This window comes from Hoylesella loescheii DSM 19665 = JCM 12249 = ATCC 15930 (assembly GCF_000378085.1).
Classification (GTDB): Bacteria; Bacteroidota; Bacteroidia; order Bacteroidales; family Bacteroidaceae; genus Prevotella; species Prevotella loescheii.
The window spans coordinates 88,425-107,617 of sequence record NZ_KB899214.1 but is presented as its reverse complement, the minus strand read 5'-3'; the positions used below and the strand labels follow the sequence as shown (position 1 = coordinate 107,617).

At 40.6% G+C, this 19,193-nt stretch carries 13 protein-coding genes, 4 tRNA genes and 1 pseudogene; 3 read left to right on the top strand and 15 right to left on the bottom strand.

What is annotated here, in order from left to right; all coding sequences use genetic code 11:
- Positions 1–313 precede the first annotated feature (313 nt).
- From F453_RS0106705 to F453_RS0106695, 3 genes are read left to right on the top strand one after another with little or no spacing between them, the layout of a single operon-like run.
- Positions 314–1,114, top strand: a complete 801-nt coding sequence (locus tag F453_RS0106705) for a DUF3781 domain-containing protein (RefSeq protein ID WP_025790039.1) — start codon at positions 314–316, stop codon at positions 1,112–1,114.
- Between the two features lie 6 nt (positions 1,115–1,120).
- Complete coding sequence (locus F453_RS0106700) at positions 1,121–1,681, top strand: GNAT family N-acetyltransferase (protein WP_018967320.1); 561 nt, start codon at positions 1,121–1,123, stop codon at positions 1,679–1,681.
- A 15-nt stretch (positions 1,682–1,696) separates the two neighbouring features.
- Positions 1,697–2,224 (top strand): HXXEE domain-containing protein, encoded by a 528-nt coding sequence (locus tag F453_RS0106695; protein ID WP_018967319.1) that lies wholly within the window; start codon positions 1,697–1,699, stop codon positions 2,222–2,224.
- A 194-nt stretch (positions 2,225–2,418) separates the two neighbouring features.
- Here F453_RS0106695 and F453_RS16530 read toward each other — a convergent pair.
- The 15 genes and pseudogenes from F453_RS16530 to F453_RS0106625 form a co-directional block, all read right to left on the bottom strand.
- Positions 2,419–2,511 (bottom strand): annotated as a pseudogene (locus F453_RS16530) (transposase); the annotation flags it as partial.
- A 416-nt stretch (positions 2,512–2,927) separates the two neighbouring features.
- Entirely contained in the window at positions 2,928–7,301 is a 4,374-nt protein-coding gene (locus F453_RS0106690) for a putative outer membrane beta-barrel protein (RefSeq protein ID WP_018967318.1), read from the bottom strand.
- A 33-nt stretch (positions 7,302–7,334) separates the two neighbouring features.
- Entirely contained in the window at positions 7,335–9,740 is a 2,406-nt protein-coding gene (locus tag F453_RS0106685; protein WP_009235833.1) for an OmpA family protein, read from the bottom strand.
- A 15-nt stretch (positions 9,741–9,755) separates the two neighbouring features.
- Complete coding sequence (locus F453_RS0106680) at positions 9,756–10,325, bottom strand: DUF3575 domain-containing protein (protein ID WP_018967317.1); 570 nt, start codon at positions 10,323–10,325, stop codon at positions 9,756–9,758.
- A 16-nt stretch (positions 10,326–10,341) separates the two neighbouring features.
- Positions 10,342–11,859 (bottom strand): DUF3575 domain-containing protein, encoded by a 1,518-nt coding sequence (locus F453_RS0106675; RefSeq protein ID WP_018967316.1) that lies wholly within the window; start codon positions 11,857–11,859, stop codon positions 10,342–10,344.
- A gap of 29 nt (positions 11,860–11,888) precedes the next feature.
- Positions 11,889–13,316 carry a tetratricopeptide repeat protein gene (locus F453_RS0106670; protein ID WP_148295827.1) on the bottom strand — a complete coding sequence of 476 codons (1,428 nt, stop codon included), beginning with the start codon at positions 13,314–13,316 and terminating at the stop codon, positions 11,889–11,891.
- Positions 13,317–13,680: 364 nt separating this feature from the next.
- Entirely contained in the window at positions 13,681–14,262 is a 582-nt protein-coding gene (locus F453_RS0106665) for a hypothetical protein (protein WP_026292495.1), read from the bottom strand.
- A 1,311-nt stretch (positions 14,263–15,573) separates the two neighbouring features.
- The gene (locus tag F453_RS0106660) at positions 15,574–16,152 is read right to left on the bottom strand and encodes a 4'-phosphopantetheinyl transferase family protein (protein WP_234398502.1); all 579 of its coding nucleotides are present in this window, start codon (positions 16,150–16,152) and stop codon (positions 15,574–15,576) included.
- Between the two features lie 145 nt (positions 16,153–16,297).
- The gene (gldE, locus tag F453_RS0106655) at positions 16,298–17,617 is read right to left on the bottom strand and encodes a gliding motility-associated protein GldE (RefSeq protein WP_025790043.1); all 1,320 of its coding nucleotides are present in this window, start codon (positions 17,615–17,617) and stop codon (positions 16,298–16,300) included.
- A gap of 15 nt (positions 17,618–17,632) precedes the next feature.
- A complete protein-coding gene (locus tag F453_RS0106650; RefSeq protein WP_018967311.1) occupies positions 17,633–18,046 on the bottom strand; it encodes a single-stranded DNA-binding protein in 414 nt (137 codons plus the stop codon).
- A gap of 18 nt (positions 18,047–18,064) precedes the next feature.
- Positions 18,065–18,616 carry a hypothetical protein gene (locus F453_RS0106645; protein ID WP_009235842.1) on the bottom strand — a complete coding sequence of 184 codons (552 nt, stop codon included), beginning with the start codon at positions 18,614–18,616 and terminating at the stop codon, positions 18,065–18,067.
- 24 nt (positions 18,617–18,640) lie between these two features.
- Positions 18,641–18,713, bottom strand: a tRNA-Gly gene (locus F453_RS0106640).
- A gap of 22 nt (positions 18,714–18,735) precedes the next feature.
- Positions 18,736–18,819: transfer RNA gene (locus F453_RS0106635), tRNA-Leu, on the bottom strand.
- A gap of 27 nt (positions 18,820–18,846) precedes the next feature.
- Positions 18,847–18,928 (bottom strand) — tRNA-Leu (locus tag F453_RS0106630).
- 23 nt (positions 18,929–18,951) lie between these two features.
- Positions 18,952–19,027, bottom strand: a tRNA-Gly gene (locus tag F453_RS0106625).
- Positions 19,028–19,193: the final 166 nt, after the last annotated feature.

The following is a 19,193-nucleotide window of genomic DNA, read 5'->3' as shown; positions in this document are numbered from 1 at the left end:
TATAAACTAAGGCAAGAGATTTTACTTCCATATATTTTGATTGCCAATTAAAATGGGTTCGCAAATACGCAATAGTTCGTAGATGGGGACTTTACTTATTACACATGCTTATCATTTCACTATAATGATAGCATTATTGGTGTATCTCATCTTTTTGCAACTAGTATATCGAGCTTGTAAATACAGTTAATTTTATTTACAAAAAAGTATTTCGCTACCTAAACGGGTTGGTTTCCCGGATTTAAGTTGTACTTTTGTTGTGCTGATGGCTCTCTAGAAGTCTTTTTCGTAACACAGCTAATGAATGTACGGTATGAACAAAGCTATTCTTTTTATTTTCTCGGGACTCCCTGCCGTTGGGAAATCCACACTTGCAAAGTCTATCGCGAAGGAATTCGGAGGTGTTTATCTGCAAATTGACACCATTGAGCAAGGATTGAAAGACTTGTGCCATATTCATGTCGAGGGTGAGGGGTATAGATTGGCATACCGTATGGCTAGCGACAATTTACACTTGAACAACAATGTTGTGGCGGATTGCTGCAATCCTATTGAACTAACAAGGAAAGAATGGGAAGACGTTGCGAACAAGAGTGGTTGTCGCTTCATCAACATAGAAATTGTGTGTTCGGATAAGGTGGAACACAGGAAGCGTGCTGAACAAAGGAGGTCAGACGTGGCAAACATAAAACTACCAACGTGGGATGACATCGGAAATCGAGAATATCACAAGTGGATAAATGGTCGCATTGTTATTGATACGGCAGGAAAAACCATTAGTCAATGCGAAACGGAACTAAGAGAAAAGGTTTCTGAGATTCTTTCTCCAACAACAGGAAATAAAGATACAGAAAGCATAGGCCGCCCATTGAAAGGTATTATCATAGAAAAGCTTTGCTACACAGAACTTGTGTATGACAGAATAAACCGAAAACTCGGACTTCATCTCTCGCCCCATGAAATTGAAAGCTTTGTTTCAAGAATTATCAAGAGTACAGATGATGCTGATTTTCAGAAGAAAGGAAAGAACTATTATATTACCAACGATGCGGCACATGTCCGTATCACAGTCAATTCTTTTACATACAGAGTTATTACAGTAGATAAAATATAAAGAGATATGGAATTACAAACAAAACGTCTGATTTTAAGGCCGTGGCAGGAAAGTGATGCAGAAGCACTCTACAAGTATGCAAGTAATCCTAACATTGGTCCCATTGCCGGGTGGCCACCACATACCAGTATAGAGAACAGTCGCGAAATTATAAAGGTTGTGCTGTCTGCCCCAGAAACCTATGCGGTTGTATTAAAAGAAACGGGCGAGGCTGTTGGCAGCATTGGCATAATGACCACAAAAAGTGAAATCCATAGCGCAAAGATGGCAGACACCGAGTGTGAGATAGGTTATTGGATTGGTGAACCCTATTGGGGACAAGGCCTGATTCCTGAAGGGGTAAACGAATTACTTCGATATGCTTTTGAGAACTTACAGCAAACTACGGTTTGGTGTGGGTATTACGATGGTAACGAAAAATCGAAACGAGCACAAGAGAAATGCGGATTTACTTACAGCCATACTGAAGAAAACAAGCCTGTTCCATTGATGAACGACTTTCGTACAGAACACTTTACTAAAATCACCTTGGAAGATTGGAAGAACCGAATCCGTAATTTAAAGTAAATAACAAGGAAGATTATGAAAAAAACAAGCTTAATAATGATGCTGCTTCCTATCGTGTTTGTGGTTCATGAATACGAAGAAATTATTATGTTTAGACGCTGGATTGACAGGAACAGGGAGGAACTGAGAAAGCGATTTCCTAAATTAGAATCGCTCTTTACTCGACGAGGACATCTCGATTATTCCACTGCTTCCTTTGCCGTTGGTACTTTTCACGAGTTTATCCTAATATCTATTGTTTCATGCTATTCCGTATGGTCAGGGGCGTATCAATGGTGGTTTGGTGCATTGACTGGATATTCTGTTCACCTCTTGATGCATATCGTACAATGGATTGTGTATCGAAAATATGTGCCAGTTATCATCACTAGTTTCTTGACTTTGCCATATTGTATCTATGCTTTTGCTGAATTTTCAAAGGTTACGACTTTGTCTGGTTTACAATTGCTTCTATGGGCAGTTATTGGCATCGTTCTTACCATACTAAGCGTGTTTTCGGCATTCTTCTGTATGAACAAGTTTCAACGATGGGAAAAAAGATAAAGTAGTAGCTGTCATTTCTAACCTCCCGCATCACTTGTGTAATGGCATTATACAAATAAAATTCAAGGAGTGATCTATAGAGATTTGTTATAGGACCAATAAAGAGGAATGTAATGCAAAATATTTATCAACGTAGAGTCAACCTGCAAGTGCAAAAGAATATAATAATTTTGCACTTGCAGGTTGACTCTACGGTTCATAATGAAAGACTGTAGGGTGACAAAACCCTCGCTACTACTTGTGTAATTCGAAATAATTTCCGAAATTTGTGAATGTGTAAGCTTCATTTGTTCGTTTCTTTATTGTTTTCAAATACAAAGATAAGAAAAAAGGGGCTTACACACTTTTATAGGACAATACCCAAAAGGCATAACCAACACGTTGGAACAGGAATAAAGCATACTGTTTCAATGCAGAAAATAGCTTCAACTCATTCCCACCCGCCCTACTGCTTTAAGCTGATCAAATTGTGAATCTTGTACTATTTCTAGTACAGATGCCATAACTACATTTGCAGGAAGAACTGCTTTAAACTTTGAAAGAAAGTGAGGAAAGAATGCCTATGCTACTGAGTGAACGATATTCTCAAAAGAGCTAAATTAGAAGGGTGCGTAGAAAAAAAGAGGATGTGCTACAAAAGCACACCCCCTTCCTTGATAGAATATTGAGCAATTAAATTAATGTTGTTGTCTTAAACATTATGTTAGAACTTATATTGAAGACCGACATTGAGGCTATTAACAAAGGTACCAGACTTGGTATATACCTGGTCACTTTGATATTGCTTGCTGTCCATACGATAGACGGTGTGGCTATAGAACAATGCCATCTTAGGACTTACATTGTAAGATATGATTGTACCTAAGTTCCATGCTAAACCATTACCAGCCTTACCTAGTACATAAGACGGTCCTGCATATAATGAAACATCATAGCGTCTTGCGGGATCTATACCAGCAAAAGCATTCAGGATGTGGAAGTTATAATCCAAAGAGAACAAAGTATTCTCAAACTCCTTGCTTTCCATCATGGTGCCAGTTTTCTCCCATACCTTGTCTTGCAAGTATTCGGCACTGACACGTACGCCATGATAACCACCAAACTTGTATCCCAAGAAGAGTAACGCGTTCTTAAAGAATGGATTTTCTTGTCCGCGATTTCTCCAGGTATGAATAGTGGTATTCCAACCACCACCAGCGGCAGCATAGAAACCTCTAACAGGATTATACTCAACGTGTGATTCATCCAACGATGTTTCCTGCTTCTCATCCTGTTTGTCTCCCAAGAACAAAGATAAGCCAAACTTCAATGATAGTTCATCCGTCTTTCCTACAGTTTGAATCTTTTCAAATCCACGAATCAGTGAGTACGTAGGTTCGATATTGAACCGCAAGCTATTGGCTAATTTTAGCCATACTTGTGTACCAAAACGCCATGAATTGAAACGACTTGCAGTAGCTGTAGAAGGACTTGTTGTAAATCTTATCTCACCAGTTCCTGCACCAGCAAATAGGTTCAGACCAGCAGTAGAGTTCCAATCGTAATTCTTTTGGAAGCCGAAAGGATTAAACATCAAGTCTAATGTTCCAGCATATAAACGCATCAGATATCTGCGCTCACCGAGAGCATCATTCGCCCAGTCTGCATTACTGATATTAAAACCACCACGCAGACCTAATGCGGAGTTCAACCACCAGCCAATATTAGCATTTGCCGTGTAGCCCATTGAGCTAGCCCTAGAGATATCAAGGTTGTTAAACCATGTTGGGCCAACACTATATTCGAAGGTCAATGGCTTATGATGATAGTCACACACTAATGAACTTGACGCATCACCAAAAGAACCGCTCATATTATATATGATACCAATGTTCAAACTATTGACATAAGTTCCAGGCGTACGATAAACTTGTGCAGTCTTATACCTATCCTTACCCATTCTGTAAACTGTATGGCTATAGAATAGCGACAACTCCTTAGTTAGCTGATATGAAAGAATACCACCGAAGTTCCATCCAAAGTTTGCACCTTCCTCACCAAGAGCCAAAGAAGGACCTGCATACAACGAAGCTTCCCATCTACGTCCGGGTCTTACACCTGCGAGAGCATTCAGGATATTGAATTGATAGTCAAGTGACAATAGCGTATTCTTAAACTCTTGTTTCTCATATATGCCAGGACCACCATAATCGTTCCACACGTAGTCATAGAGGTATTCACCGCTTAAACGCACACCGTGATACTCGTTAAAGTTATATCCTGCAAAGAGAAGACCATTCTTCAAGAGATCAGAGCCTTGTCCCACATGACGCCACGTATGAACAGTTGTATTCCAGCCAAAACCAGCTCCAATGAAGAATCCGTACGGTGAACGCGCGAAAGCCTGTGAGGCACTATCAAGTTGAACTTCTTTGTCTTTCTCTGCCTTGTCACGCAAGATCATAGAGAGACCAAACTTCAAAGCCAATTCATCTACATGCTTTGCAACTCGTCCATGTTCAAATCCCTTCATTCTAGAGAATGTAGGCTCAAGATTGAATCGAAGGTCATCTGTCATCTTAACCCACAATTGAGCACCTGCTCTAAATTCATGGAACTTCGTTTCATAAGCAGTGGTTCTACTTGTAACAAAGCGTATCTTACCAAGTCCAGTACCCATAAAGAGGTTGAATCCAAATGGCGAATTCCAATCATACTTCGGCTTAATTCCAAGAGGGTTAAACATCAAATCAACCGTTCCAGCAAAGAAACCCAATTGATTTTTCCGTGGCTCATTAATGTCGTATGACCAATCACCATTACTGATGTGAACACCACCACGCAGCCCAATGGCCGAATTTAACCACAAGCCTAAGTATGCGTTTGACGTATATCCGAGTGAGCTTCCTTTCGAAATTGGCAGATTATTGTACCAAGAAGGTCCTATATTATATTCGAACGTCAAAGGCTGACGAGAATAATCTGATTTGGTGAGCATGCCAAGCCCCAGCAATACGTCGCGGATAGGTTGATTGATATTATACAAGAGTCCCACATTGAGGCTGTTCACGTATGTACCATCATTGCCATATATTTGACTCGTTTCATAACGATTCTTTGGCATTCTATATACGGTATGATTATAGAATAAAGCCAAACTACTTGTAAGACTATATGTTAGCATACCTCCAAAGTTAAATGCCAATTGCTTTGCATCACCTCTCGCCCAAGTTGGTCCACCGTATAGATAAACATTCCACCTACGGTAGGGATTATAACCAGCAAAAGCGTTCATAATGTTGAACTGATAGTCAAGAGAGAGCATTATGTTATTAAGATCCTCATTGTCCAATCCATTATTGAGACTGTTCAACGAATGAACTCTATCACCCAAGTACTCAGCACTAATACGGAAGCCATGCAACGTGTTGAAATTATATCCAGCAAAGAGTTCTGCATTCTTTAATGCTAGATTATCACCTCCTGCATATCTCCAAGCACGAACCATAGTGTTCCAGCCAAATCCCATTCCAAGGAAGAAGCCACGATTGGGTGACAGACGCATAGAAACGGGGACACTATCAGCAGGAATAAGAAGCTTCTCACGATGAGCCTTTTCGCGGAAAAGAACAGCTAGACCTAACTTAAGACCGATTTCATCATACTGTTTGCGTTCATCCATCGCATTGTATAACTCAACAAATGAATAGGTTGGCTCAACATTCAACCGAAGGTCGTTGCACAATTTCATCCACACTTGAGCCCCTGTACGATAACTTACATAGTTACCGCTATACGAACCATAATGCCATTCGTTGGCCATTTTCTGTTGACCATACTCATAACCAGCAATTAAGTTAAAACCAACATTCTTATCCCAATCGTATCCACGTTTGAAACCTAGCGGATTGATTAGCATATCCAGGACAATGCCACGAGAACCGATCATGCTCCTCGTCTTAACTGTGCGACTTGCAGGCCTATCCGCCCAATCAGCATTGGAAACGTGGAAACCTGCGCGGAGTCCAATGGCAGAAGACAACCACCATCCCATATACACATTACTGCTCCACCCCATCGTGTTCATAATGGGCAATTCTGTACGATTATGGAAGGCTGCACCAATGTTATACTCAAAGAAGAATGGCTTACGCCATGGCTTCTTCCTATATTCTTCGAGGAAAAGACGTTCACTATCGTCGAAACGTTTCAAGAAGTCACCTTTATCTCCATCTCTAGAAAGGTTCGGCCACAGATACCATATATAAGACATGTTGATTCCATAAGCCAAGTCTAGGCTTTCGAAGTCGGTTCCTTTCACAAGGTCATGTGTTCTAGTAGCCAACCTTAAGTAGGGTTCAAACGCTAATGAGGCATGAGGACTAGTGGTAATTTTAAACTGCATACCAAAACGAGCATTGTACGATAATGCAGAACTTTCAGCATAGTATGGTACGAAAGTATTTTCAGTAGCATTTAACTTCGCACTTTGAATACCCACGCCTACCGCACCTAATACGCTCAAAGGCCTATCAGGACGATTTCCCATCAGGTAGTTGCTAAAGTTGAACAAATAATCAATTCCACCTCCCCAAGTACTATAGGTCGTTAAGGACGAGTATCCAAGAGCAGCCTTAGTAAAACCCCACGACTTTTCTGCAGAAAGCCGTATTGTACTCATAGGGCTTAACTCTTTAGCCAGACCAACATGAAGATTGGCAATAGGAGTGTAGCTAAACTTATCGTTAGGCAAGAATAACGACACACCACCACCTAGCGTTACATAAGTATGACTAAAGAAACTGCTATCAACAAACTGGTCACCAGAATATCGGTGTCTTCTATCCAATACGAAACGAAGTCCATTGTAGCCTTTCGGTCGCGGTATTCCTATCACAGTATCATGTTTAGTTTCCAACGCCGAGTCAGGCAGGAGATTTTCCAAGTCTTCCAAGTCCATTTTGGCAGAATCCTGTCTTGCAATGGAATCGGGAGCAGAAATATAGAAACGTTTGTTGACAGGTTGAGAACTTACCTCAGCACTAGCATATAGCGGAAGTAGTCCTGCAATCATCGCAACAAGGACTCTCTTTTTCATTGTACATCTTATTAAAATCACTTTCATATTCTATCACTCGGAAGCTGCTTCTTTTGGAGCAGGCTTCGCCATCATCATGTTAAACTTTTCCCTATACAGGTCTTTCTTACTCTCAATATACGGATATTTCTTGCGAATCTCATCCGTAATATTGCCGTCGTTTTTAAAGAATCGCTCATAGAATGATGGATCCAAATCAAAACAATGCTGGAAGTAGGCCAAGAACCTAGGAGTGTCATTCGTTTGCATCTTAACAGCAGCCTCGGCTCCAAAATCCTTTATCAAATTCATGAAGTCATTTTCCTGCTCAATATCAGGATTATTTGCTGCTATTACACCTTTCAAATACCATTTCTTAACCAGATTATCAGGTAAAGAGTCAACTAGCGGATTAAGCGACTCATAACTTACCCCCAACTCTGGAGCCAATTCCACACTTAAGATTGCTTTGTTGAGCAAACTTGCGTTCATCACAAAGTTTAGAGCATTCGTTGCCCTCTGTTCTTCTTCAGGCGTTTTGTTCTGCTTGAAGAACAGTGTCTCCAAATCGATAAACATCTTCAAATCATGGAACTTTTCTGAGTCTGGCAGTTTGTTAGCCAAATGCGCTGATTGTCCTAACTTTCTTGACTTCAAGAACATTAATGCCTGATTGGCAACAATCTCCTTAAAGTTGACCGTATACATGTATGAGCTCTCAAAAGCAACAGGGCGTTGTACCTCAACTCCAGAAGACATATCTACGAACGGCTCTAAGATAGAGAGGTTTATAGAATCCTGCTCCAGTAACTCAATAGCTATTCGGTTTGCCAAATAAGCTGCAAAAGCACTATATTTGGCTGTCTTTCTTACCATGTTCTCTTTATAGGCTCGATGCGTTAACTTGCGAAGCTCTAGTGAGTCGGTAATTTGAGTAAACAAGTTATAATAGTCACCATTCGAGAAGTATTCCTCACCTCCCGGTCGATATCGTTTATCATTGTAATATGCCCATACAGCTTCTTGCGGTTCCATTATCTTATTTCTACGCAAGGTATAGGTACTGCGCATCAAACGTTGATTATGCATAATCTGCTCGATCACTGGATTACTCGTCATCATACGTTTAATACCAGCATAATCTTTTGCCTTTCCGTACCTGCGCAACTCTTCAGCTTCTGAGGCTTGACCTCTTTGTACCAATGAGTCTGCAACATCATCCCACGTATAGACCAAGGGTTCCTTAACAGTTAAACTAGCACTTCTAATGTGGCTACCTATCATCGACAAAATCTTACGTGCTCTTCTCTTAGCCAAATCAATGTTCAGAGACATTCCACCCTCAGGTGAAGCAGTACCCTGCACTGATATATTCATCAAAGAAGTTCCATACGAACGGAGCTCTTCAATAAGGAAATCCAGGGTTTTTTGGTTTTGTTCATCCGTTGTCAACTCATCCTTACCAACAACAAAGGTTACTTGCAGGTCACGGGGAACTTCCAAGAGACGAGCTCTTACCGTTTCGAAAAACCTCGGACCTAGCTCCATGTGTTTGGCAGAAGAACCAACGTCAAGCATTTTCCATGGGCGTCTAACATTGTTAGTTCCCTCCTTGTTGTCGCTGAAATAAACATGAGTATAGTCTTCCAAACTCAATCTTGCTTTCCATTTATAGTTCTTGTCTATATCAGGTTTTGGATAGGTTATATCCCAGCTAAAGCTAAACGGCCCGTTAGACATTACATTGTCAGGTACATAATATGCATGAAGCGAGTCATTTCGTTCATAACCAAAGCTCTTACGCTTAATCTGGTTCTGGTGATATTTATCACCTTCAAACACAAGTGGTTCAAGGTATTGGATAGTGTCCCCTGTATTAGTATTGACTGCAACAGGTTGGAAAATCAATCTCGAATGCCTGGTCGTATACCACGCAGGGAGTGATATTCCGACAGTCCATCGCATATTCTCACCATCATCAACAGGAGGAACTTCCTTAAAGTCTACTCCTTGTTTCTTAGCAAAGACGTTAACGTTCTTAATAAGAATACCATCGGAGCGCGATGGGGCGAAAACTATATCATAATTTAATCTTCCCCCAACGACATCAACAATTTTCAGAACACCCTCATTAATTAACAACATGGCTCCACCCACAGAAATATCAGCCTCAAAGTGACCTTCATAGTCGGGTATTACCACATCATTACTCTTTATCTTCACGATACTTCCCGACATTCCATTCTGTGAGTTATACAATTGAGCCTGTTTGCGAGCCTCAGTCTTGTTATCAAAGATATAAATTGGTACAGACAAAGGCATTTTACCAGAAATCTGTCCATTCATTTCTTTCATAGACTTAGACACGCTGCCAGTTATATGAATGGCTTGCGCTGATATTTTCAAAGTAAACAACCCCAAAAACAGTAGCAAGATAAAAATCTTCTCTAGTTTCATCATATTTCCTCCTATTGTTTACCAAATTGTATACGACAAGGTTACGCCCACCTTTGTAGGCAATATGCGATATTCCCAAAATCCTTCTTTGGCTTGTGTGTTGTCGTTCAACAACAAATCACTACCATCAACCATAAATTCCTTGTGATGGGAAAAGATAGCACCTACTCCCGCATGGAAATCTATATTCCATCTTTTAGATAGAGGAACAACATATCCAAAGGTCATTCCACCACCCCAAGCAGTTCCATCATATTTTCTGTTTCCCCACGTTATGGAATAGTCCGCAGCCAATAGTCCCAAACCAACATAATGATGGAACATCGGACGTCCGCCAAAATAATATTTAAATTCAGGTTGGACACCAACCATTCTCATTTCCTTATGGAAGTATGGCTTATTGTTACCAAAGACACTCAATCCAAGTGTGGTATGATTGCCGATGGTTATTTCAGCACCCAAATTATATGTTTGTGTAGCCAGAAACAAAAGATTTGAGTTGACGGCAAAGGTCTGCGCCTGCGTGCGAGTAAAAATACCAACAAGCAAGATCAGAAGTAATCCTATTTTTTTAGTTACCATTTTCATAATTATTCCTTATTAGTCAAAATTCTGAGAGAAACACTCCCCCTAGGGGAAACAGGACTCCCTTTTCACCGGAAGACTTAGCTTCCGGTGATTTTAGGGTAGCATTATTTTCTTCAAGATCAGTTTCATCAGTTCGTTTATTTTCTGATGTAAGGTTTTCACCTTCCTGACCCGTTTCATCCCTAGGACTTTCCGCAGGTTGTTCTTGTTTCTCCTCATTAGGCAAGTTCATATCTCCCGTCTTTTGAGTTTCAGAACTTCCCACATCTTCTTTTGGAGTAGAATTGTCAGACTGTTCCTTGCCTGTTTCTTTCTGCTGCTTCTCCATCTTTTGGGCTACTTTAATAGAGTCTGCTGTACGTTTGGCATTAGCGCGATCTATTGCCTTCTGCTCTTTCAACTCACGTGCCCGTTCCTGAGCAGCGTACTTCAAAGAGTCAGCTTTACGTTTTGCATTTTCTTTCTCTTCAAGCTGTCTTGTCTTTTCAACAAACTTAAGCGAATCGGCAGTAATCTTGGCATTGGCCTTTTCTTGCATAGCCTTAATTCTCGCAACTTCTTTCAGTGAGTCAGCTCTATGCTTTTCTTCTTCACGTTCAATCAGTTGCTTTTCTTTCAAGGCCTTATTCACCTGTTTAAGAGAATCTTGTGAGTATGCCCTTTCTAACTCAAGGCGTTGCTCTTCGAACCTACGTTCGTAATCAGCCTTAGAAAGTGAATCCATTTTTATGCGCTTCTCCTTAACCTGTTCGGTATGGATACTGTCTCTCCTTATCTTTTCTTTCTCTACCGCTAGACGATATTCATTATCAATTAAGTTGCGGTTCTTATACCTATTGGCCAACTTTGTACCAAAGTGGTAAACGAAAGAAACATGGATTGCATCTACAGAAGCTGCATAAACCAAGGGATTAAATGTTAGTTTATAGCCAGTATCTTTTGTTGTTGCTGAGTAGAAATATTTCCCATCTTTAGAAAATCGATGATAATCATGCATATTTGCGAAAACAACACCAGGACTAATTCCCAGGTCCAAGTCGATGCTTGCACCATTTGTATAACCATACAGTTGGGTGACTGTTCCTAACATTAATCCTCCTACGAGTGAATTACCCTTCTTACCCGTATTGCCAAACTTAATGTTGAAAATATTTCCACCAGCGAATAGTCCGACATAATAAGCCCGTTTGGGCATCTTTGCGTGCCAATACTTTCTTACCTCAGCACGTCCTCCATAAATGTTATACACATAAAACGATTTCGTACGTGTATTAACATCCCAATTTGCACGTCCATAAACGCCCACCGTCCATTGGTTCCAGTTCTTGTTTCCTACGGAGAACTCAAGTCCTAGGTTTGGTGTCAAAGTCAACCATCCAACAGCGTCCGTTTTCAGGTTAAATCGGTTTTGGAGCTTCATGGTATCTACCTTATTATAATATAGTAGATTTCCCTGACCTAACACTCCTGTCACTCCAACAAAGAATTGGAGCATCAGGGCAAGTATCAGTTTGTATCCTTTCATCTTCATCATAACATATAGTTGTCAACTATCCATTTGTTTTACTTAACTTTTGTTGCTACCATCTGCTTAGCAAAGTCGTCTTCGGGATCCAGAGCCAATATTTTTTGTGCATACTCGACAGAAGAGCTCATTTCTTTCTTTATATAGTAATAATAAGAAAGTTGCTTATAACATTCGATTAAGTGGTCTTTACTACTTCCACTCTTTTCAAGTAGCTCTGCCGCTTTTGAGAAATACGGTTTTGCCAATCCCTTCGTATATTCAGGATCAAGCATAGCATTAGCGTTACCCTGCCAATAAAATCCGAGGTAACTATTGGGGCGTAAAGTTGCCACTTGCCCAAACAAGTCGGCGGCATGTTCAATGGCCTTTGTCTGCTCCTCGGTCCTTGTCTCATTCTCCTTAACATCAGTACCCTTTCTCCAATATAACCTTCCCAATTGGAATATTTCGTATGCACGATTGTCAGTGGTATCTTTCATATTCGACACATACTGCTCATAATACTTGATAGCATTATCATAATCATGTATTCTTGTATAAGCTTCAGAAATTTGTTTGTGAATTCCAGGAAGATTTGCATTCTTCTGAAGAGCTACATTAAACTGTTGAATTGCCTCCTGTGTTCTCCCCAAGCCGCTTAATGCGTATCCATAATAGATATAGTCTTGATATTGAGGCTTGGTATCCTTACTATTATTAAACAAATCGTTGGCGTTATTGATTGCCGTTTCGAAATGTTGCAATTCTGTATTGTTATATAGGAGCAACCTATTAAAGACAGGGTCTTTTGACGAACGTTTATGCCCCATCACGGCCAAGTCTAACGACTTTGAATAGTCTTTCTTTATATACAAACTCAAAGAATATTGCATTAACTCCTTATCATTCAGAGAGTCTACTCCAATACTCTTATAAGCAGCAATCGCATTAGTAAGATCGTTTGCTGTATAATAGACTTCTGCCATATACCTTTGAACATTCAAGTCTGGCCGATTCTTTTTCAGGGTTTTCAACGCCTCAATCGACTTATTGATTTCCTTAGTCTTCAACAAGTCGGCCAATTTGAAATAAGCATCGGGGTCTTTGCGATCGAAATACATGGCTCGCTTATAATAAAACTGTGCAGAATCAGGCCTATTCTTAGCTCTAGCGATATCTCCACCCAGATTTAAGGCCTTTACACTTATGCGTCTGCATTGTTGGGCAAGATTAAAATAATGAGTGGCATCATCCAATTGCCCCGCTCTAAGGAAGAGCGTTCCAAGACCAGCCAACAAGGCTCCGTCTTCTTTATGTTTAGTTGCGAATTTCTCCGCGCTACTCTTAGCTGCGTCAGGGCTGCTGGAAAGTAACACAGCAATCACCTGTAAATCCTCATCATATGAAAAATAGTCCTGCGAAAAAACAGGAAGACTAATCATAGCACAGAACATAAATACCAGCCACTTTTTAGTCATACTCATAATTATTTGATCAACCATTAATTTAATAACAGACTGTCGACTAATGACAGGACTGTGCACAATATTAAGGCACTTCACTCCAACTCCCTTTGCTTAACAAAGCAGGAAATTCATTATTTCGTCAGCAGCAATATTCTCTACTGTCAACCCTGCCACAAAACAAGGAAAACAACAAAAGAAGAATTATAAACGTAAAATATTCGCTACATAACAAAACGAATCAACTTCGTTGTCATTTTAGATTATTAACGTCATTCTTAAATGATCGGCCAGGGCCATCTGAAACACACGGCTTCAAATAGCCCTGACGTCTCATCTTGCAACAACGAAGACAAGCTCATCGTTGCAATAAAAAATTAAACTTTTAATTTGTCGATTTTGCTTTCTCAATAGCAGCATTGGCTGTTTCGATAGCAGCAGCAGCATCAGCACCAGCTTTAGCCAAGTCTGCCTTAGCTTTATCTACCTCAGCTTTTGCCTTAGCAGCTTCGGCCACAACTTTGGCCGTCATTTCTTTTGCCTTTGCAGCTTCTGTACGAGCTTTGAGTGCCGTGGCTTTGCAAGCGGCAGCATTAGCAATAGCTTTTTCCGTTTCTGCCTTAGCCTGATTAGCAGTTTCTACAGCCTTTTGAGCTTCAGCTTCAGCAGCCTCAGCATCGCTGCGTGCCTGTTCAGACTGAGCCTTAGCTTTTTCAGACTCCATTCTTGCTTTTTCAGCTTCTACTTTTGCCTTAGCAGCTACTACTTTTGCCTTGGCAGCTTCAGCCCTTTGCTTTGCAGCTTCAGCAACAGCTCTTGCTGCGTCTTCTTTAGCTTTTTGAGCGTCCATCACGGCTTTTTGCGCATCCGCCACTGCAGATCCTTGGTTTTCAGACTGAGCAGAGGCACTCATAACCGATACAAATGCTACGGCTACAACAGACAAGATACACCTTCTCATTTTCATATTTCTTTGATATTAAATAAAATATAACACGATTGGCATGTCAATCATGGTAATAAATTTAACTTAAACGAACATGCCCGTTTACTATTTCTGTTGCAAAATTACAAAAAAAAAGAAACACCCAAAAGAAAATCGGAAAAATAATGTAAAATATTAAGGTTTTATGTTGTAAAACATAAGAAAATCTGAAAAACATATGAAATAAACAAACAAAGAGGAAAAAGAGAATAGTATAAAAATGTTGTATAGCAGAATAAGATCAAGAATAAGACCAAATATCAAGTGCATGAAGTTTAGTTAACCACATAATGAATTACAATAGGACACTACAACATACAACATACACAATTGAGCCAATGCTAGGTACAGGAGGATGAAATGTGTCTGTATTAAGAATGTCTATATTATATAAGGTGTGAAAGATCCAGTTATTAGCACAAAACATACACCAACATTACATCTAAATTGGGTATGAATTATGCTCATCACATGCAATATATAACTCCGCAACATGTTTCATGAAACGACAATACCACACCATGATGGTTACACAAGCAACCAAAGCATCTAAGCGACATTGTGAATAAGGCATGAATAGCCTACGCTAGTTCGAGATAAAACACAATCGGTATACCTTCTGTTGGATAGCACTAGTTGGTAAGATAGCTATTTCTTCACCAGTCCAATCTTGTTCAGAGGAAATGGTTTCTTGTTCCGAACTCTCCAATCAACCCTTCCGTCGTTTGCATTTTCATCGTTCTGAAAATGCGCTTGCCAAGCCCCAATTATGCATCATTAGATTAATCGCCGTGCTAAATGTACTTTGGACGGCTGTTCCATGTCATCTGGAATGCTGTTCCAGTTGAACTGGACCCCTGTTCCAACTTAGCTGGAACAGGGGTCCATCTTAGCCGTAACAATGCGAGAGCTTTAAAAACACACTACAAGAGCTTATGGGGTGGAAAATAATAGGTGGCACTTGGAGGTCGGAAAGGTGAGTTGGTAGCGGTGATAGGCTGTGGAATGAACCTCCTAGATAGTGCCAAACTAGTATCAAACGTTATGAGAATTCGAGATAAGATACTATGCTTTTTTGAGCAAGATTAGACTTAAAAAAACGAATGATTGTTTCACTAACTAGTGCTACGCGATAGTTGACATGACGAACATCTCTTATCCCGAACTCGCGTAGTCTAGCATTAAAATGCACTAGAATATTAAGTGTTGACAATTCGAGAAAGAAAATCGGAATAATAAAGCTCAATTAAAGGCTTCAGAAGGATAAGAGTTGCCAGATGACAAAAGGGAAAGTCAATAGATATAAACCAGCGCAAACCCTTTAAGCATGGAATAATGAGCCGTTACAGAAATATCCCTCTTGGTGTTCTTTGCTACTATCACACCACATTTCTCCACATCAAAAGACTGCAAATAGATTTCATAAGACAGCAGATTATCTGCAGAGAAATACTTAAATACTGCCTCTTTGGTACACCAAGCCAATAAGAGATGAGCATTGGAAGGCATCGTTTCATCGGCATTAACAAATTTATGGGCAATCCTCCCCACCCTATCACTTTCATATTCAACATCCACAGCCACTTCACGAGTTTTAGAAAGCATCAAGGCCACCATGCCTTTGGTATGACTAACACTAACATGATAGCCTTCAAGCAGAGGTTTCCCGCTATCATTGTGACTAAAATGTAGGTCAGGATTATTAGTCATCTCAAAAAGCAACGCACGAGCAGCGAGTTTCTCCAAACGCCTTTGTTTACTTCCAATGGTAGTCATCTTCTCCTGCAAATCGCGTAAACAAGGATAGTTCTTGAAGAAAAAATCCTCTTCTTCATCCAATAACCACAATCCTAGGGAAACGTCTTCAGCCAAATGTTCTGTACTCAGAAAAGGCATAAACAGAAATTAAAGGGAATACAAAAATAACAGAAAGCAGATCAAGTCTACACGCTAAAATGTATATTGGTTATGCTGCTAAGACAAGAAATATTTGATGCAAGATAACACAGTATAGCACCTATGGACGAACCACGACCTTAACCCTGCTTATTCTACGTTCCTCAATAGCAAGAATTTCAAACAGATAATCCTTATAGTTCAGTCGTTCGCCAATAGAAGGGAAGTCACCTTTAAGCTCTAAGAGAAGACCAGCCAGCGTGTCGGCACCGCCTTCCACCTCACTAAACTCATCGTCATCAACTTCCAATATCCTACACAAATCGCTCAACAGCGTCTTGCCATCGAATATAAAAGTATTGTAGTTCAGCTTCGTATAAGTCTTTTCAGTCTCATCGTCATATTCATCGTTAATCTCTCCAACAATCTCTTCAAGAATATCTTCAAGCGTAACCAGTCCGCTAGTACCGCCAAACTCATCAACGACAATGGCAATATGGATTTTATTCTCTTGGAAATCGCGAAGTAAATCGTCAATCTTCTTCGTTTCAGGAACAAAATAAGGAGGTCTTATCAGACTCTGCCACCTAAACGTATGCGCTTTGGTGAGGTGAGGCAGTAAATCTTTTACATACAGCACTCCTTTAATATTGTCCGTATTGTCTTGATATATGGGAATTCGGCTGTAATTGTTTTCCTTAATACTTTCCAGCACCTCACTAAAATTACACTTGATATCGATGTCCACGATGTCTTTTCGGCTAGTCATAATCTCCTTCGCCGTTTCATCACCGAAGCGTATAATACCCTGCAAAAGCCTCTCCTCATCTTTCAATTCCTCTTTATTGGTAAGCTCCAAGGCCTGCTCCAGGTCGTCAACGCTCAGTGTAACGCTTTCTTTACCCAGCATTTTCTCGGCCAACATACCTGTTTTGAGAAGTAAGGTTTCAAGAGGCCAGAAAAGTTTCCTAAATAAAAGCACGCCAGAAACACTTCTACGACAGAAAGCCAAGGGCGTTTGGCGACTCAACACCTTGGGCATAATCTCACCGAAGAGCAACAACAAGAATGTGAGAAGAATGGTTATGATAAGAAATTGCAACCAATATGCCCTAGGACCAAAATGCACCACGCTAGCAAATACATAGTTAAGCAACATGATGATGGTTACATTCACAAAATTGTTCGTTATAAGAATAGTAGCTAATGTGCGTTCCGAGTCTTCACGCAGCATGTTAATGTTTTTGTCTTTGGCGCTCTTCTCCAAATCGAGTTCAGAAATGTCTGAGGGAGAAAGACTAAAGAACGCTATCTCCGAACCACTGGCAAAGCCAGAAACACCAAGAAGAACTATCGCTAAAACAAACGCAAAAACAACACCCAACGATGGATGTTGTACATATATGTCTGAGAACGTATTATAGAAAAAGGATGTATCCAAAATCTACGAACAAAGTTAGAATGGTAATTTATTGTCTTTCTGCTCGTCGGAAGTTTCCGATTGGGCACTGGGTTCATGGGTCGTATCAGGTTTGCTTTGGCTTCTAGGCGTAAGAAGTTCAAGACTATCGGCCCAAATTTCAGTTACATATTGGCGCTTCCCTTGTTTGTCATCGTAGCTTCTGTATCTCACCTTACCCTCTACAAACAGCTTATCGCCCTTATGCACATATTTCTCGACCGTCTTAGCTAAACTTTTCCAAAACACCACGGTATGCCAATCGGTCCTGTCAGGCACTTTTGTGCCGTTCTGCAAGGTGTAGCCACGCTCCGTCGTAGCAAGCGAAACCTGCGCCACAGCCGTGTCGGCCTCATAATAATGAACCTCAGGATCTTTCCCTACGTTCCCTATCAGCATCACCTTATTCATAACTCACGTTGCTTTATCTTACTTCCATCTGCCCAAAAACCTGAACCTGAAGTTCTTTCCTTTTGGTGAAGGAAATTGCGAACGTCTATCCACACGCTCGCTCAAGTTGTCTACCATGCGATTGTAACAATCCTGTCCCGACATCGCCTTGCAGTGAACAACAAAGTGAGTGTCGCGATACTCGAACTTACCAGTAGAAGGAACAAGCACCACGCGTTTGAAATCTAGTTCACCTTCATACCATCCTGGCCTTTCTTCCGTCAATCGCGTCATGGCGTTTGCAGCCAAGTCGCGCCTATCAAATCCGTTAGAGGGGGGCATTTGCTGCACTGCCTTCTTTTGTTTAAAGTCGAGCATTGTTGCTGCAACGGTCTTGATGATAATAAAATAAACTCTTGGGCGAACCTTATAACGTTTAGGATAATACACATCACTAGCAACATAGTCACGAATATCATTTTCCAGTTCGATATTCATGCCTATTTCTGGGATAGATTGGAGAAAATCAAGCGCTTTTTCTACATTATCAACTAACGTTTCTTTATCAAAATATCTTAAGTATAAATTCATTGATAAAATATGTTTCTCTGAAAGAGCGGAAAACGAGACTCGAACTCGCGACCCCAACCTTGGCAAGGTTGTGCTCTACCAACTGAGCTATTTCCGCATCGCAAATAAATGATAATATGTGAAGAGGAGGAGACTCGAACTCCCACGAAGCAATTTTCACTACCCCCTCAAAGTAGCGCGTCTACCAATTCCGCCACCTCTCCATCATAAACTGCATTCCAAATAAGATGTGCCCAGAACAGGACTCGAACCTGCACGCTGTTAAACACACGCACCTGAAACGTGCGCGTCTACCAATTCCGCCACCTGGGCAGCAACTAGTATTATTCAGAATGTGGAGCGGAAAACGAGACTCGAACTCGCGACCCCAACCTTGGCAAGGTTGTGCTCTACCAACTGAGCTATTTCCGCAGCTTGTTTTACCAAGGCATTTCTCTAAATGCGCTGCAAAGGTACTATGTTTTTTCGAAACCACAAATTATTTCCTCACTTTTTTCGTTTACCATCAGAAAATCGCAATTTGCCCTATACGCTCGTATTCTTTCTTCTAACCCTCTTGCTTTCGCAGGTATTCCAC